Source organism: Nocardioides turkmenicus (assembly GCF_011045035.1).
Classification (GTDB): Bacteria; Actinomycetota; Actinomycetes; order Propionibacteriales; family Nocardioidaceae; genus Nocardioides; species Nocardioides turkmenicus.
This window is the reverse complement of record NZ_JAALAA010000023.1, coordinates 14973-30191: the sequence shown is the minus strand read 5'-3', so window position 1 is coordinate 30191 and position 15219 is coordinate 14973. Positions and strand designations below refer to the sequence as shown.

The window sequence follows — 15219 nt, the reverse complement described above, 5'->3', positions numbered from 1 at the left end:
CGCGGGGTGGACGCCTCGCCCATGCAGCGAGGCGTCCACCCCGGGTACGCTCGCCGCGTGAGCCTTGAGATCGAAACTGAACACAGCGACGCGGACGATCTCGAGGCGGCCGCGGGGGTGTTCAAGCAGATGCGACCGCGTCTGTTCGGGATCGCGTACCGCATGCTCAGCAGTGCGACCGAGGCTGAAGATCTGGTGCAGGAGGTCTGGCTACGCTGGCAAACCTACGACCGGTCCACTGTGTCCGACCCCGAAGCCTTCCTGGCGACGATCACCACTCGACTGGCCATCAACGTCCTCAAGTCGGCCCGGACACGGCGTGAGACCTACATCGGGCCATGGCTGCCCGAACCGGTCGACACCAGCGCTGACCCTTATCTGGGCGCCGAACGGGACGAGGCTCTTGAATTCGCGACGCTGATGCTGATGGAGAAGCTGACCACGAACGAGCGCGCCGCCTTCGTGCTCCGGGAGGCCTTCGACTACTCCTATGCGCAGATCGCCGGGATCCTGTCCTCGACCGAACCCTCGGTACGCCAACTCGTCAGCCGGGCGCGCAAGCACCTCGCGGGTGAACGGCGCACCCCGGCGAGCGCGGCCGAGCAGCGCGATCTGCTGACCGCCTTCCTCGCCGCTGCCCGCACGGGCGACCTGGCTGCGCTGGAAAAGCTCTTCACGCCCGACGTGGCCAGCATTTCCGACGGCAACGGCCGCACGCGCGTTTCACGCAGGCCTGTCGTGGGCGCGAACCGGGTGGCGAAGTTCCTACTGGCGATCTCCGGCTGGTTCTGGAATGGCCTCGACGTGCGGTGGACGACCGTCAACGGGCGGACCTCCGCCGCGTTGTGCCAGAACGGCGAGATGTACGGCCTGCTCACCGTCAGCGCCACGGCCGAAGGCATCGACCAGGTGCTGTGGCTGGTCAACCCCGAGAAGAACACAGCGGTCACCGTCCAGGCCTGAGGCGACGACGTAACGGACCGATGAGCCGCCCGGCCAGCCTCGACGATTGCGGGAGAAGGGGCCCTGGGTGGGTCGGTCGCTGATCGGCGTGCCAGTCTCCGTAGTGGATGACTTCACTACAGGCCTGAAACGGAAGACTTCCGGTTGTTCATCTCCCTGGCGGGAGGCCTTCTCTTGCGTGCGCGATAGGGTTGTGAGGCGTACGTCACATGGAGGTAAGGATGTTCGAGGAAGGACAGCTCTACTCGCCCGTCACCGTGGGCGAGGACGGGCAGGTCGAGGTGCATCTGGGGGACAACCACCCCGGGTTCGCAGACCAGGACTACCGGGCACGACGCAGCGAGATCGCTGGCGCGGCGCTCGGTTGGAAGCCGGGGCAGCCGGTGCCCCGGATCGACTACACGGACACGGAGAACGAGATCTGGCGGACGGTGTGCCGTGAGATCGCGCCGCTGCACGCGAAATACGCCTGCCGCAACTACCTGGCGGCGGTCGAGGCCCTCAACCTGCCGCAGGACCGGGTGCCACAACTCGACGAGGTGTCGGCGGGCCTGAAGCCGCTGACCGGCTTCGAGTACGTCCCGGCCGCGGGGATCGTGCCGTTGGAGGAGTTCTACGGGAGCCTGGCGGACGGGCAGTTCCACTCGACGCAGTATCTGCGTCACCACGCCGTGCCGCTCTACACCCCGGAGCCCGACATCATCCACGAGGTGATCGGCCACGGGAACCTCCTCGCCGACCCGCAGGTCGCAGAGGTCAAGCGTCTCGCCGGCGCGGCCGCGCGCCGCGTGGAGACCAGGGAGGCGCTGCAGGTCGTCGCCGACGTCTTCTGGTTCACCATCGAGTTCGGGGTGCTCCACGAGGACGGGGACATCAAGGCGTACGGGGCCGGGCTGCTCTCGTCCTACGGCGAGATCGAGGAGATGCACGAGGTGGAGGTGCGGCCGATCGACTTCGCCCAGATGGCGACGATCGACTACGACATCACCCACTACCAGCCGGTGCTCTTCGCTGCGGAGTCGTTCAGCCACATGGTCGACGAGGTCGGAAACTTCTTCGCGACCTGCGACGACGACACGCCACAGCGTCTCGGCGCCGTCTAGACCGATCCGATCACTTCCGAGGGGTTAGCCTCGGAAGGTGATCGACGGCTACCGCAACCGCGCGCTGGAGGCGGCGCTCGCCGCCGCCGACGTCGACGCGGTCGGTGCCGCGCTGCGTACGGGGCAGGTTGTCGTACCCCAGCTCGACGAGGCCCGGATCAGGGTCTTCCCCGGGGACCACGGCAACCGGCCACCGTACGAGGCGATGCTCTTCTCCTCCCAGGAGTCGCTGGAGACGTTCCTCGCCGAGGACACCCGGCGGCGCGCGCAGCTGCGCAGCGGCGACGGCCTGCGCGACTTCCTGACCGCCAACATCGACGAGATCGCGTACGTCACCTTCGACCCGGCCGGGCCGAACCGGTTCCGGGCGGGCATCAAGGATGTCCTCAAGGCGCTCGGTCCCAAGCCGCACGTCGATCTGCGGCTGCCGAAGGCGCAGGAGTGGTACGTGGTGGACATGTCCGACGAGGACGTACGCGACTATCAGCTCGCCGACCTGGTGGACAAGGTCCTCCCGAAGGTGCAGCGGTCCAAGGTCGAGCTGCCCGACTGGTCCGGGTGGATGTCGGCAGCCAAGAACGCCGCAGCCGAGCAGGGGGCGGCCTTCCTGGCCTACTGGCTGCAGCGCGTCGGCCGGCGCCCGGCCGGGCTCGCGGTCGCGCTGAGCCGGCCGGCCCCGTTCGGCATGCTCCGCCACCCGCTGCAGGCCGAGACCACGACGGTGGGGGAGCGGTGGGTCGCCTCGCCCGACCGGCTCTACGAGTCGCGACTGATCTACTCCTTCCCGCATCCCGATCTCGCCGACCTGGTCCTGCCGACGGTCGACCTCGTGGTCGCGACGCTGTCGTGGGGTGAGGAGTCATGAGCTGTGTCTTCTGCGACGTCGTCCGCGGCGACCTGGAGGCCGAGGTGGTCTTCGAGGACGATCTCTTCCTGGCCTTCCTCGACCACCGGCCGGTGCAGAAGGGCCACATCCTGATGGTGCCCAGGCAACACCTTGCCACCCTCCTCGACCTCCCGCCCGACCTGCACCAACGCTTCGTCGCGAACGCCCAGCGCCTGGCTGCCGGCGTGGTCGAGGGACTCGGCGCCCAGGGCAGCTTCGTGGCGGTCAACAACGTGGTCAGCCAGTCGGTGCCGCACCTCCACCTGCACGTCGTCCCGCGCAGCCGCGGCGACGGGCTCAAGGGCTTCTTCTGGCCCCGCCACAAGTACGCCGCCGGGGAGCAGAAGGAGTACGCCGACCGGCTCCGCGCCGTGCTGGGCTGAGCTCGGCTGCGCTCGGCCGAGTTCACCGAGGCGTACGGCTTCGGCCATCAATCCGTCGGGGCGAGGTCGGCCGGGACCGATTCACTCGAGATCAGTCGTCATCCACTGATCCCGGGAGTGCGTCATGTCGCTGTCGTCCGTTGCGTCCAAAACCTTCACCTCAGCTCTGGCCGGCGTGGCGCTCGCCGCGGGCACGATGATCGTCCCGGTGGCGGTCAACGCCGTCGAGGCCAACCGTGCCGACGACATCACCGTCACCGCCCACCGCGGGGCGAGCTCGTACGCCCCCGAGAACACCCTCGCCGCCTTCGCCGTCGGCATCGAGCAGGACGCCGACTGGATCGAGTCGGACGTGCAGGCCACCAAGGACGGCGAGCTCGTGCTGATGCACGACACCACCTTGTCGCGCACCACCGACGTCGAGCAGCGCTTCCCCGGCCGCTCGCCGTGGAACGTCAAGGACTTCACCCTCGCCGAGATCAAGACGCTGGACGCCGGCTCCTGGTTCAGCGAGAAGTACGCCGGTGAGCCGGTGCCCACGCTGAAGGAGATGATCGCCCAGGTGCGGCCCTCGAGGTCCGGCATCCTGATGGAGCTCAAGTCGCCCGCGCTCTACCCGGGCATCGAGAAGAAGGTGGCCGCCGAGTTCGACTCCTTCCCCGGCTACGTCGACTCCGCCGTCGCCGCCGGCCGGCTCGCCGTGCAGAGCTTCGACTTCGGCTCCATGAGGACCTACAAGAGCATCCAGCCCGAGGTGCCGGTCGGCCTGCTCGGCACCCCGGCCTACGCCGACCTGGACACCTACACCTGGGCCGACCAGATCAACCCGCACTACGGCTCCTTCGACGCCGGCTACGTCGCCCGGGTGCACGCGCTCGGGATGGACATCCACTCCTGGACGGTGAACGACGCCGCCACGATGAGCGCCGTCCTGGACCGCGGTGTCGACGGCATCATCACCAACAACCCCGACGTCCTCCACGACGTGATCGCGGAGCGGCGTACGCCCGAGCAGGCCACGCCCGAGCAGGCCACGCCCGAGCAGGCCACGCCCGACGCCGCCTGAGGCACGTCGACAGATCGTCACGAGACGTTCACCGCACACCGGCCCCAGGGACTCCCGGGGCCGGTGTGATCGGGGCATGAACACGCTGAACCCCACTCGCATGCGTACTCTCGCGCTTGCCGCCGCCGCGGCGCTCGCCGCCGGGACCGTTCTGGTCTCGAACCCCGCCTCCGCGTCGGCCACCGCGACGACCGCCGTCCAGGCGGCCAAGCACCACGACGCCGCGCCGATCGTCTTCGGTCACCGCGGTGCCTCCGGCTACCGCCCCGAGCACACCCTGGCGGCGTACGACCTGGCCATCCAGCAGGGTGCCGACTACATCGAGCCCGACGTGGTCTCGACCAAGGACGGCGTGCTCGTCGCGCGCCACGAGAACGAGATCTCCGGCACGACCGACGTCGCCGACCGCCCCGAGTTCGCGGGCCGGAAGACCACCAAGACGATCGACGGCAAGGCCCTGACCGGCTGGTTCACCGAGGACTTCACCCTCGCCGAGCTGAAGACGCTGCGCGCCAAGGAGCGCATCCCCGGCGACCGCCAGGCGAACACCGCGTACGACGGCCTCTTCCAGGTGCCGACCCTCGACGAGGTGCTCGACCTGGTCGACGCCAAGGAGGCCGAGACCGGCCGCACCATCGGCGTCGCGCCGGAGACCAAGCACCCGACGTACTTCGACTCCATCGGTCTCTCCCTGGAGGAGCCGCTGGCCAAGAGCCTCAAGCGGCACGGCCTCGGCGGCAGGAACTCCGCAGCGGTCATCCAGTCCTTCGAGGTCAGCAACCTCAAGGACCTCAACCGCATGGTCGGCACCAAGCTGGTGCAGCTGATCGACTTCGGCGGCGCCCCGTACGACCAGGTCGTCGCCGGGACCGGTGTGACCAACGACTACCTGGTCACCGACGCGGGTCTGCGCAGCATCAAGAAGTACGCCGACCAGGTCGCGCCGTACAAGTACTACTTCATCCCGCGCAACGCCGACGGCACCCTGGGTGAGGCCACCGACCTCGCCGACCGTGCCGAGCGGGTCGGGCTGCCGACCGTCATCTGGACGATGCGCGCCGAGAACAAGAACCTCCCCACCGAGTGCCGCATCGGCACCGACCCGATCGCGATCGGTGACCTCGGCTGCGAGGTCGGTCCCTACCTCGACGCCGGCGTCGACGCGTTCTTCACCGACCACCCCGACCTGGGTGTGGCCGCGCGCGACGCATGGGTTACCAAGCAGTAGACCTCTTGAGACAGAACGTGCGGCCCTCGCTATTGTCGGCGAGGGCCGCACGTGTTCGTGGGGTGAGTCACAACCAAAGGAGTTTGAGTCATGGGTCGTTTCGACGGACGCGTCGCAGTCATCACCGGTGCAGCGCGAGGGATCGGGTTCGGAGTCGCCACGCGCTTCGCCGAGGAGGGTGCCTCGGTCGCCATCATCGACCTGGACGAGGCCGCCGCGGCTGAGGCAGCCGCCAAGCTGCCGCTCGCCGAGGGCGCCAAGTCGGTCGGGATCGGCGCCAACGTCGCCAAGGCCGAGGACACCGAGGCCGCGGTCGCCCGCGTCGTCGAGGAGCTCGGCGGGCTGCACATCCTGATGAACAACGCCGGCATCACCCGCGACAACCTGCTCTTCAAGATGACCGAGGAGGACTGGGACCTCGTCATGGGCGTCCACCTCAAGGGCCACTTCCTGATGAGCAAGGCCGCGCAGGCGATCTTCGTGAAGCAGAAGTACGGCAAGATCATCAACGTCTCCTCCACCTCCGCCGAGGGCAACCGCGGCCAGGCCAACTACTCCGCTGCCAAGATGGGCATCCAGGGCTTCACCAAGACGCTCGCGATCGAGCTCGGCCCCTACGGCGTCAACGTGAACGCGATCGCGCCGGGCTTCATCGCCACCGAGATGACCGACCAGACCGCGGCGCGCCTCGGCCTCGACGTCGACGAGTTCCGCAAGCTCTCGGCCGAGGCCAACCCGGTCAGGCGCGTCGGCGAGCCGGCCGACATCGCCGCCGCCGCGGCCTTCCTCGCCAGCGACGAGGCCTCCTACATCACGGGCCAGACGCTCTACGTAGACGGCGGCGCCACCGTGGCCTGATCTCGACCGGCGAGAACCCCGGGCGCGGCCGCGTTGGGTGCAACGATTACCGTCTGACACTCGTCTTGGTACTGAGCCGATGCAGGCCGATGCAGGCCCGATGCAGATGGAGATTGATGATGCGCACGTCCCGCCCGGGGTTCCTGCTGCGAGCGGTGGCAACGCTGGCAGTCGCGGGCCTGGCCCTGACCGGCTGTGGGTCCTCGGAGGAGCCGACGGACTCGAAGCCGTCGCCGTCCGCACCCGCTGAGCCCGACCACGAGCCGCTGACCGGGATCCAGCTCCCGGAGGGCCAGTCGGCCGCGCGCAAGCACCCGGTCTTCATCGTCAAGATCGACAACACCGCGGCCAGCGCCCCGCAGTATGGCGTGGCCAAGGCGGACATGGTCGTCCAGGAGCTGGTCGAGGGCGGCGTGACCCGGTTGGCCGTCGCGTACTACTCCCAGCTCCCGAAGGAGGCCGGTCCGGTGCGCTCCATGCGGGCGACCGATGCCGGCATCGCCGCCCCGACCGGCGGCAAGATCCTCACCAGCGGCGCGGCGCCGTACACCTTCGCGCAGCTGAAGAAGTACGACGTGGAGTGGATCGACATGTCCACCCCCTATGTCGTACGCGACACCAGCAAGCCCCACGACTTCCTGCACAGCGTGGCCGGCAAGGTCGCCAAGGCCGGCAAGGCCGCCGAGAAGAGCGGCAAGGCACAGCGCCCGAACGACTTCATGCCCTGGGGCGACGCGAACACGAAGCTGGCCGGCGCCAAGCCCGCCAAGGCCGTCGACGTGAAGTTCTCCCAGGCGCGCACGGACAACTGGGTCTTCCGAGGCGGCAAGTACCGCCTGAAGAACAACTACATGGGCAAGAGCGGTCAGTTCCTCGCCGACACCGTGGTGGTCGCGCAGACGAAGACCACCATCGCGCCCTACAAGGACCCCGGCGGCGCGATCGTCCCGGTCTCCCACTTCACCGGCCGCGGCAAGGCGTGGATCATGCGTGCCGGCCAGATCGTCGAGGCGACCTGGGTGAAGAAGGGCGAGAAGGGCGCGGTCACGTTCACCGACGCGAAGGGCGCCGCGATCGAGATCCCGCCGGGCAAGGTCTGGCTCGACCTGATCCCGGAGGGCAACGGCCAGGTCGAGCCGGGTGGAGTGACCGTCAAGTAGCGGTCAGCGCATGTCCTCGACCTTGACGCCCTGCTGCGCCAGGGTCTGGACGCCGGTCAGCAGGTAGGTCACGGCGAGCTCGACGCGCTCGGCCGCCTCCTCGGGGTTGCTGGCCTCGGCGACGGACTCGCCGGCGGCCGACATCGCCCCGAAGAAGAGCCGGGCGAACGTGGCGACCATCTCGCCGTCGACGGTGCGGTCGCCGGCACGCAGGACGGCGGCGACGATGTCCTCGACGACGGTGAAGGTGGAGCGCTCCTCCTGCTCGCGGTAGCGCTGGTAGCCGAGGACGGCCGGACCCTCCTGCACGACGATGCGGCGGTAGGTCGGCTGCTGGACGGCCTCCAGGAACGTACGCAGTCCGGCGCGGGCCTGCTCCCACGGGTCCTTCGTCTCGCGCATGGCGGCGTCGATGCTCTGCGCGGTGGCCGCCTCGACCTTCTCGAAGACGACCTCGTAGAGCGCCTGCTTGCCGCTGAAGTGGTGGTAGAGAGCGCCCTTGGTGACTTCGGCGCCGGCCACGATGGCGTCCAGGGACGTGCTGGCGTAGCCGTGCTCGGTGAAGAGCTTCTCGGCGACCTCGACGAGCGTCTTCTTGGTCGACGCGGAGAACTGCTGCCTCCGTGACATCCCCGGCACCGACGGGAGCGGGGGAACCTTGGGGACGAGCTTGCTCACGGACGACTTTGGCACTCGTCCACTCTAACGGCCTTGTTCGGAATCACCGTCCCAGCTATTGGCCATACCGTCGGTATGTTCAGTACTATGGGTACGTACCCACGGTACGTGAGTGCCTACCTTCCGCAAGGAGCCGACACAATGAGCTGGACCAGCCATCACAAGCGCGGGGAGATCCTCCGCGGCGTGGTCGCCGCCGTCGACGAGCGTCGAGACGGCCTGCTGCCCATGGACCTTCCCGGCGTCACCGACACCTTCGCCGACGAGCTCGACCTGCTCGCCGCCCTGCAGCTGCGCTGGCACACCCGCCTGTCCGGCCGCATCGAGACCGAGCTCGCCAACCAGCCGATGGACCTCGAGGATGCCGTCGTCCGCGCCTGGCACGGCACCGCCGACGACCTGCCCGGCATCCGCGCGGTCCTCGACCGCTACCACGCGCTTCCCGCCGACGACGCGATGGCCACCGCGCTGGCCAAGGCGCAGGCCAAGGAGCACCTCACCCTCGCGGTCATGGCCGGCAAGGGTGCGTACGCCGACGCCGACTGCGTCCGCCTCGGCTCGATGATCGAGGCCCGCGCCCGGGCCGAGTACGAGCCGGCCGCCGAGGTCGTCGAGCGCGGGCCGTTCTCCGGCCTCGTCGACATGTTCCGGGCGGTCCGCTCGGCAGCCTGAGGCTGCGTACGGGCCATCAAGCCAGGCTCCGGGCGCCGGCGCGCTCCCTCTCGCGGACCTCCCTTCCGCATCTCCCTTGCGCCGGCCCCGGAGTCTTTGTATTTGTTGGTTTCCTGTTGCGACCGGCGTAGCCGAGGTGATGCGATCATGGCGTCATGACGGAGCAGAAGGACGTACGCGCCGGGCGGCTGCTGGTGGCCACCCCGGAGCTCCGCGACCCCAACTTCGTCGACACCGTCGTGCTGCTGATCGAGGTCAACGAGGACGGTGCGCTCGGCGTCGTGCTGAACCGGCCTTCGCCGGTGCCGGTGGCCGAGGTGCTGCATCCGTGGGCGACGTCCGTCGCCGTACCCGACGTCCTCTTCCAGGGTGGCCCGGTGAGCAAGGACTCCGCGATCGCGGTGGCGCTCCTGGTCGACTCCGACGACCCGCCGCTGGGGTTCCGGCCGGTGGTGGGGCGCCTCGGGCTGCTCGATCTCGACACGCCCGTCGAGCTCGTCGACGGCACCCTGTCGCGGCTGCGCATCTTCGCCGGCTACGCCGGATGGGGTGCCGCCCAGCTCGAGGGCGAGGTCGAGGAGGGCTCCTGGTACGTGGTCGACGGCGAGCCCTACGACTCGTTCCTGGACGACGTGAGCTCGATGTGGTCCGCGGTGCTCCGACGCCAGCCGGGTGAGCTGGCCTTCCACGCCACGCGCCCGCCCGATCCGGAACTCAACTAGAAGACCAGTAGACTGGCGGGTATGGGCATCCTGGGATTCGGCACGAAAGAAGCCGTCAAGGAACGGGAGGACGTTCGTCATCAAGACGTCCCCACCGAGGAGGGTGACCACGACCGCTACTCCCACTACGTGGAGAAGGACAAGCTGACCGAGGCGATGGTCATGGGCACTCCCGTGGTCGCGCTGTGCGGCAAGGTGTGGGTGCCGAGCCGTGACGGGTCCAAGTTCCCGGTCTGCCCCGACTGCAAGGAAATCTTCGAGGGGATGCCGCCGGGCGGTGGCGAGGGCGACGACGAGTGAGCGAGCGTAAGCGAGCGAACCATCGAGTCAACACGTCGCCGGGTGCGTATTCTGGCGCTTGCGCTACGGACTCGGCGACGTGAGCAGCGCCGACCTTCCCGGCGCTCTCACACCCGCGTGGCCGAACAAGGCCGCGTGGGGCACTGCGCCCAAGCTCCGTGCTTGGCAGCAGGAGGCGCTGAACGCCTACCTCACCGACCATCCCCGTGACTTCCTCGCCGTGGCGACGCCCGGCGCCGGAAAGACGACCTTCGCGCTGACCGTCGCCGCCGAGCTCCTCGGCCGCCGGCTGGTCGACCGGGTCACCATCGTCGCGCCCACCGAGCACCTCAAGGTCCAGTGGGCCGAGGCGGCCGCGCGAGCCGGCATCCCGATCGACCCGACCTACTCCGCCGGCCAGGGCAAGACCTCGGCCGACTACGTCGGGATCGCGGTGACGTACGCGGGGGTGGCGGTCAACCCGCTCGCGATGCGGATCCGCACCGAGCGGTTCAAGACGCTGGTCATCCTCGACGAGGTCCACCACGCCGGCGACGCGCTCTCGTGGGGGGACGGGATCCGCGAGGCCTTCGAGCCGGCCGCACGGCGACTGGCGCTGACCGGCACACCCTTCCGGTCCGACACCAACCCGATCCCGTTCGTCACCTACGCGCCCGGCGAGGACGGCGTCCCGCGCTCGGCGGCCGACTACACCTACGGCTACGCCGAGGCGCTGCGCGACCACGTCGTCCGGCCGGTGCTGTTCATGGCCTACTCGGGGCAGATGCAGTGGCGCACCCGGGCAGGCGACGAGATCGCCGCCCACCTCGGCGAGCCGCTCACCAAGGACCTGACCTCGCAGGCGCTGCGCACCGCGCTCGACCCGGCCGGGTCCTGGATCCCGTCGGTGCTGGCGGCCGCCGACAAGCGGCTGACCGAGGTGCGCCGCCACGTACCGGACGCGGGCGGCCTCGTCATCGCCACTGACCAGGACTCGGCGCGCGCCTACGCCAAGACGCTCAAGACCATCACCGGCCAGAGCGCCACCGTCGTGCTCTCCGACGAGAAGGCCGGCTCGAAGAAGATCGCCAAGTTCTCCGAGTCCGACGACCGCTGGATGGTCGCGGTCCGGATGGTCTCCGAGGGTGTCGACGTGCCCCGGCTCGCGGTCGGGGTCTACGCCACCACCACCTCGACGCCGCTCTTCTTCGCGCAGGCGGTGGGGCGCTTCGTACGTGCTCGTACGCGGGGCGAGACCGCCTCCGTCTTCCTGCCGTCGGTGCCCAATCTGCTCGGCTTCGCCTCCGAGCTGGAGCTGCAGCGCGACCACGTGCTCGGCAAGAAGGTCACCAGCGAGGACGACATCTTCGCCGCCGAGGACGCGCTGATGGCCGCGGCCAACGCCGAGGAGGGTGCGTCCGAGGAGGAGCTCGGCGCCTGGGAGGCCATGGGCTCGGAGGCGCGCTTCGACCGGGTGCTCTTCGACGGTGGCGAGTTCGGCCACTCCGGCGAGGTGCACGTCGGCTCGGAGGAGGAGATGGACTTCCTCGGCATCCCCGGGCTGCTCGACGCCGACCAGATGAAGACCCTGCTCCAGCAGCGGCAGAGCGAGCGCGCTCGCAAGCAGAAGTCGGCCTCTGCTCCGGTGGCCGCCGACGAGCCCGCCGCAGCGGTCGCCGCCCACGAGCAGCTCGCCGTGCTCCGGCGCGAGCTCAACGGCCTGGTCGCCGCCTGGCACCACCGCACCAAGACGCCCCACGGAGTCACCCACAACCGGCTCCGGAAGGAGTGCGGCGGTCCGCCCGCCGCGGTCGCCAACGCCGACCAGCTGCGTGCCCGTATCGACACCCTGCGGGACTGGGCAGCCCGCGGCTCGGCCTAGCCGACTCGGCACTCGATGTGCTCGGGTGCGGCACACTGTCCGGCGTGAGAACTGAAGTGGGACGTCCGCGGGTCGGGATCGCGGGGATCAGCTTGGAGGCGTCGACGTTCTCGCCAGCGCTGACCACGACCGGGATGCTGGCGCCCAAGCGTGGGCAGGCGATCTTGGAGGCCAGGGAGTTCTGGGCCGCGGGTGGTGCCCTGGCCGAGGCCGCCGAGTGGGTGCCGGTCATGCAGGCGCGCGGCATCCCGGGCGGCGCCATCCCGCTCGACGACTACCTGTCGATGAAGGCCGAGATCGTGTCCGGCCTGGCCGCGGCCCACGCGGAGCGGCCGCTCGACGGGATCGTCCTCGACCTGCACGGCGCGGCCTCGGCGGTCGGCCTGGACGATCTCGAGGGCGACCTCGCGGTCGCGGTGCGGGAGGCGGTCGGGGGTGACGTACTCATCTCGACGGGGATGGACCTGCACGGCAACGTCTCGCCGCGCTTCGCCGAGGCGCTCGACCTGCTGACCTGCTACCGGATGGCTCCGCACGAGGACTGGCTGGAGACGAAGGAACGGGCGGTACGCAACCTGCTGGACCGGCTCGCGTTGCCGGCCGGGGAGCGCAAGCCGGTCAAGGCGTGGGCGATGGTGCCGGTGCTGCTGCCGGGGGAGAAGACCTCGACGCGGCTGGAGCCGGCCGCCTCGCTCTACCGCCGGGTGGCCGAGGTCGCCGAGCTCGACGGCGTGGTCGACGCGGCCTACTGGGTCGGCTATCCGTGGGCCGACGAGCCGCGCAACCACGCGGTCGTGATGGTGACCGGCGACTCCGCCGAGGGTCTGCCTGCGCGAGTGCACGGCGCTCGCCGAGGAGATCTGGGAGCGCCACCAGGAGTTCGAGTTCGTCGCGCCCACCGCCTCGCTCGAGGAGGCGCTGGCGCTCGCGGTCGCCAGCCCCGCGACGCCGTACGTCATCTCCGACTCCGGCGACAACCCGACCGCCGGCGGGGCCGGTGACGTCACCTGGTTGCTGGCGCGGCTGCTCGAGGACGAGGGGTTGCGGCAGAGCGGGAAGCGGCTCGTCTACGCCTCCATCCCGGACGCCGAGGGTGCCGAGGCGATCGAGCGGGCCGGTGTCGGCGCGCGCGTCGACGTCGCGGTGGGCGCCCGGGTCGACTCCCGGCTCGAGGGGCCGGTGCGGCTGGTGGGCGAGGTGCTCGCGGTCGTCGAGTCGACCGAGGGCTACGCCGACACGGCTCCGGGCAACCTGGAGACGGTCGTGCGGGTCGGTGGTGTCGACGTGATCGTCACCCGGACCAGACGGCCCTATCACCTGGAGTCCGACTTCACCGCGCTCGGGATCTCGCCGCGCGACGTCGACGTGCTGGTGGTGAAGATCGGCTACCTCGAGCCCGAGCTCTTCGAGATCGCCGCCGACTGGGTGCTCGCGCTGACCCCCGGTGGCGTCGACCAGGACCTGCTCCGGCTCGGGCACCGGCGGATCCAGCGGCCGATGTATCCCTTCGACACCGGCTTCGCCTTCACTCCATCGGCTGTCCTCGTGCCGGAGTCGGGGGAGCGTCGATGACATCCCTGGAGATCGCGGTGACCTCGGTCGACGGGGCACTCGCCGCACGCGCCGCGGGAGCGACCCGGGTCGAGCTCTGCACCGCACTCGAGGTCGGCGGCGTCACCCCGTCGCAGGGGCTGGTCGAAGGCGTTCTCGACGAGGTCGGCGGCACCGACGCCGATGCCGGGTGGCAGGGCGTCCACGTGCTCGTCCGGCCGCGGCCGGGAGGGTTCGGCTACACCGTCGAGGAGCGTCACCTCCTGGAACGGGAGGCCGAGATGGTCCTGGAGGCCGGGGCCGACGGGATCGTGGTCGGCGCGCTCACTCCGCACGGGGAACCCGACCTGGAGCTGGTCCGTCGGCTGGCGGATGCTGCCGCTGCGTACGAGGCGACGGTGACGTTCCACCGGGCCATCGACGTCAGCGCCGACCCGGTGGCGGCGATCCGGTCGCTGGACGGGGTGGTCGACCGGGTGCTCACCTCCGGGGGCGCGCCGGCCGCCGCCGCGGGTGCCGCGACGATCGCCGAGATGGTCGCGGCCGGGGGACCGGACGTACTGGCCGGCGGCGGTGTGACCGTCGACGCGATTCCGGCGCTGGCGGCCCTCGGGGTCGAGGGCGTGCACCTGTCCGCCAAGCGGCGGGTCGTCACCACCGGCCGGGTGGCGCTGGGCGTCGCCGACGACGGAGGTCACTGGGTGACCGATCCCGACGTCGTCGCCGCGGCCGTCGCGGCGCTCGCCTAGACCGGGGACTCGCCCTCGACCAGGTCACGCAGCACGGAGACGGCGGCCTCGAGGTCGGCCTGGGTGCGGTTGCGCGACTCCAGCCGCTCGGCGATGAGGTGGGAGATGCGCTCACGCACCTCGGCCAGGTCGGCACGTCCCGCCTCGGTCAGCGTCACCAGGCTGGCGCGCGCATCGGCCGGATTGGGCTCCTTGCTGACCAGCCCGCTCTCCACCAGCTGGGCGATCTGGGCCGACATGGTCGGCTGCGAGCAGCCGTCGGCGCGGGACAGCTCCGTGATGCCGAGGGGCCCGATGGCATCCAGGATGGTCAGGACGCGGACGCTGGCCGGAAGGTCGAGCGTGCGGCGTACGAGGCGCATGAGCCGCGCCGCGTAGACCACCAGGTCGCTGGAGAGGTCCAGGGTGGCTGCTGAAGGAAGCAGCTGCTGTGAAGGCATCGATCGGATTCCAGGGTTGGGGTTGCGGCGCGGTGAACGGGTGGAGACTATCTGAGAATGACAACGGAGCGGCACACCTGGATCGCGTTCCTGCGCGCGATCAACCTCGGCGCGACCCGCAAGTTTCCCAAGCAGGCCATCGCCGCGGCGGTCGTGCGAGCGGGCGGGACGAACGTCGAGACCTACATCAACACAGGCAACGTACGCTTCGACCACCCGGTCGGCGACCGGGCCGAGATGGAGGCGATCCTCGAGGAGGCCTTCGCGGCCGACCGCTTCTTCGAGGTGCCGACGATCTGCACCACACCCGCCGAGCTGAAGGTGATCGCCAACGACGCAGCGGCGGTCGGGATGGGCCACGAAGGCAAGCAGTTCGTGTTCCTGTGCAAGGACCACAGCGACTCCGGCTCCCGCGACGCCCTGGTCGCCCGGGCCGGCGAGGGCGAGCGGGTCTACGTCATCGGCCGCGCCGTGCACCTGCTCACCGACAACTTCCACCAGACGAAGATCACCAACGCCGTCGTGGAGCGTCACATCGCGATCAGCACCAACCGCAACGTCAACGTGATCCGCACCCTCGCCGACCGTTGGGCGTAGTC

Annotated in this window: 18 protein-coding genes; 16 read left to right on the top strand and 2 right to left on the bottom strand. The window is 69.9% G+C overall.

The window, feature by feature from the left end; translation table 11 throughout:
- The first annotated feature begins 57 nt into the window (after positions 1-57).
- The 8 genes from G5C66_RS21890 (at position 58) to G5C66_RS21855 (ending at position 7647) form a co-directional block, all read left to right on the top strand.
- Entirely contained in the window at positions 58-963 is a 906-nt protein-coding gene (locus tag G5C66_RS21890; protein ID WP_338144276.1) for an RNA polymerase sigma-70 factor, read from the top strand.
- Between the two features lie 221 nt (positions 964-1184).
- A complete protein-coding gene (locus G5C66_RS21885) occupies positions 1185-2066 on the top strand; it encodes a phenylalanine 4-monooxygenase (protein ID WP_165113099.1) in 882 nt (293 codons plus the stop codon).
- Between the two features lie 37 nt (positions 2067-2103).
- Positions 2104-2931: a hypothetical protein gene (locus G5C66_RS21880; protein ID WP_165113097.1), complete on the top strand. Its 828-nt coding sequence runs from the start codon at positions 2104-2106 to the stop codon at positions 2929-2931.
- A complete protein-coding gene (locus G5C66_RS21875) occupies positions 2928-3335 on the top strand; it encodes an HIT family protein (RefSeq protein ID WP_165113095.1) in 408 nt (135 codons plus the stop codon). Before G5C66_RS21880 ends, G5C66_RS21875 begins: the two co-directional genes overlap by 4 nt.
- 124 nt (positions 3336-3459) lie before the next feature.
- Complete coding sequence (locus tag G5C66_RS21870; protein ID WP_165113093.1) at positions 3460-4401, top strand: glycerophosphodiester phosphodiesterase; 942 nt, start codon at positions 3460-3462, stop codon at positions 4399-4401.
- 76 nt (positions 4402-4477) lie between these two features.
- On the top strand, positions 4478-5629 hold the full coding sequence (locus tag G5C66_RS21865; protein WP_165113091.1) for a glycerophosphodiester phosphodiesterase: 1152 nt from the start codon (positions 4478-4480) through the stop codon (positions 5627-5629).
- 90 nt (positions 5630-5719) lie between these two features.
- Positions 5720-6487: an SDR family NAD(P)-dependent oxidoreductase gene (locus G5C66_RS21860; RefSeq protein WP_165113089.1), complete on the top strand. Its 768-nt coding sequence runs from the start codon at positions 5720-5722 to the stop codon at positions 6485-6487.
- A gap of 119 nt (positions 6488-6606) precedes the next feature.
- Positions 6607-7647, top strand: a complete 1041-nt coding sequence (locus G5C66_RS21855) for a DUF3048 domain-containing protein (protein ID WP_165113087.1) — start codon at positions 6607-6609, stop codon at positions 7645-7647.
- A gap of 3 nt (positions 7648-7650) precedes the next feature.
- Here G5C66_RS21855 and G5C66_RS21850 read toward each other — a convergent pair whose 3' ends face one another.
- Positions 7651-8340, bottom strand: coding sequence for a TetR/AcrR family transcriptional regulator (locus G5C66_RS21850; protein ID WP_338144275.1), 690 nt, complete (start codon positions 8338-8340; stop codon positions 7651-7653).
- Positions 8341-8466: 126 nt separating this feature from the next.
- On the opposite strand from G5C66_RS21850, the gene G5C66_RS21845 reads away from it, so the two are divergent.
- The 7 genes from G5C66_RS21845 (at position 8467) to G5C66_RS21820 (ending at position 14180) form a co-directional block, all read left to right on the top strand.
- Positions 8467-8997, top strand: coding sequence for a hypothetical protein (locus G5C66_RS21845; protein WP_165113085.1), 531 nt, complete (start codon positions 8467-8469; stop codon positions 8995-8997).
- 155 nt (positions 8998-9152) lie between these two features.
- Positions 9153-9719 carry a YqgE/AlgH family protein gene (locus G5C66_RS21840; RefSeq protein ID WP_165113083.1) on the top strand — a complete coding sequence of 189 codons (567 nt, stop codon included), beginning with the start codon at positions 9153-9155 and terminating at the stop codon, positions 9717-9719.
- A gap of 21 nt (positions 9720-9740) precedes the next feature.
- Positions 9741-10019 carry a DUF3039 domain-containing protein gene (locus tag G5C66_RS21835; RefSeq protein WP_008358664.1) on the top strand — a complete coding sequence of 93 codons (279 nt, stop codon included), beginning with the start codon at positions 9741-9743 and terminating at the stop codon, positions 10017-10019.
- Between the two features lie 79 nt (positions 10020-10098).
- On the top strand, positions 10099-11880 hold the full coding sequence (locus G5C66_RS21830) for a DEAD/DEAH box helicase family protein (RefSeq protein WP_165113170.1): 1782 nt from the start codon (positions 10099-10101) through the stop codon (positions 11878-11880).
- 44 nt (positions 11881-11924) lie between these two features.
- Positions 11925-12881 (top strand): M81 family metallopeptidase, encoded by a 957-nt coding sequence (locus G5C66_RS26200; RefSeq protein ID WP_338144274.1) that lies wholly within the window; start codon positions 11925-11927, stop codon positions 12879-12881.
- Positions 12882-12891: 10 nt separating this feature from the next.
- Entirely contained in the window at positions 12892-13452 is a 561-nt protein-coding gene (locus G5C66_RS26195; protein ID WP_241248748.1) for an MlrC C-terminal domain-containing protein, read from the top strand.
- Positions 13449-14180, top strand: coding sequence for a copper homeostasis protein CutC (locus G5C66_RS21820; RefSeq protein ID WP_165113081.1), 732 nt, complete (start codon positions 13449-13451; stop codon positions 14178-14180). The genes G5C66_RS26195 and G5C66_RS21820 overlap by 4 nt, the downstream gene beginning before the upstream one ends.
- On the opposite strand, the gene G5C66_RS21815 is transcribed toward G5C66_RS21820, so the two are convergent.
- Positions 14177-14620, bottom strand: coding sequence for a MarR family winged helix-turn-helix transcriptional regulator (locus tag G5C66_RS21815; RefSeq protein WP_165113079.1), 444 nt, complete (start codon positions 14618-14620; stop codon positions 14177-14179). The two genes, G5C66_RS21820 and G5C66_RS21815, sit on opposite strands and share 4 nt — an antisense overlap.
- Before the next feature lie 57 nt (positions 14621-14677).
- On the opposite strand from G5C66_RS21815, the gene G5C66_RS21810 reads away from it, so the two are divergent.
- Positions 14678-15217, top strand: a complete 540-nt coding sequence (locus G5C66_RS21810) for a DUF1697 domain-containing protein (protein ID WP_165113077.1) — start codon at positions 14678-14680, stop codon at positions 15215-15217.
- The last annotated feature ends 2 nt before the right edge of the window (positions 15218-15219 follow it).

Bases quoted from the DNA above. Each gene is read 5' to 3' on its own strand.
- G5C66_RS21885 (WP_165113099.1), top strand. From the start codon at position 1,185: ATGTTCGAGGAAGGACAGCTCTACTCGCCCGTCACCGTGGGCGAGGAC.
- G5C66_RS21870 (WP_165113093.1), top strand. From the start codon at position 3,460: ATGTCGCTGTCGTCCGTTGCGTCCAAAACCTTCACCTCAGCTCTGGCC.
- G5C66_RS21855 (WP_165113087.1), top strand. From the start codon at position 6,607: ATGCGCACGTCCCGCCCGGGGTTCCTGCTGCGAGCGGTGGCAACGCTG.
- G5C66_RS21815 (WP_165113079.1), bottom strand. From the start codon at position 14,620: ATGCCTTCACAGCAGCTGCTTCCTTCAGCAGCCACCCTGGACCTCTCC.
- G5C66_RS21845 (WP_165113085.1), top strand. From the start codon at position 8,467: ATGAGCTGGACCAGCCATCACAAGCGCGGGGAGATCCTCCGCGGCGTG.
- G5C66_RS21820 (WP_165113081.1), top strand. From the start codon at position 13,449: ATGACATCCCTGGAGATCGCGGTGACCTCGGTCGACGGGGCACTCGCC.
- G5C66_RS21810 (WP_165113077.1), top strand. From the start codon at position 14,678: ATGACAACGGAGCGGCACACCTGGATCGCGTTCCTGCGCGCGATCAAC.
- G5C66_RS21860 (WP_165113089.1), top strand. From the start codon at position 5,720: ATGGGTCGTTTCGACGGACGCGTCGCAGTCATCACCGGTGCAGCGCGA.
- G5C66_RS21875 (WP_165113095.1), top strand. From the start codon at position 2,928: ATGAGCTGTGTCTTCTGCGACGTCGTCCGCGGCGACCTGGAGGCCGAG.
- G5C66_RS21840 (WP_165113083.1), top strand. From the start codon at position 9,153: ATGACGGAGCAGAAGGACGTACGCGCCGGGCGGCTGCTGGTGGCCACC.
- G5C66_RS21835 (WP_008358664.1), top strand. From the start codon at position 9,741: ATGGGCATCCTGGGATTCGGCACGAAAGAAGCCGTCAAGGAACGGGAG.
- G5C66_RS21865 (WP_165113091.1), top strand. From the start codon at position 4,478: ATGAACACGCTGAACCCCACTCGCATGCGTACTCTCGCGCTTGCCGCC.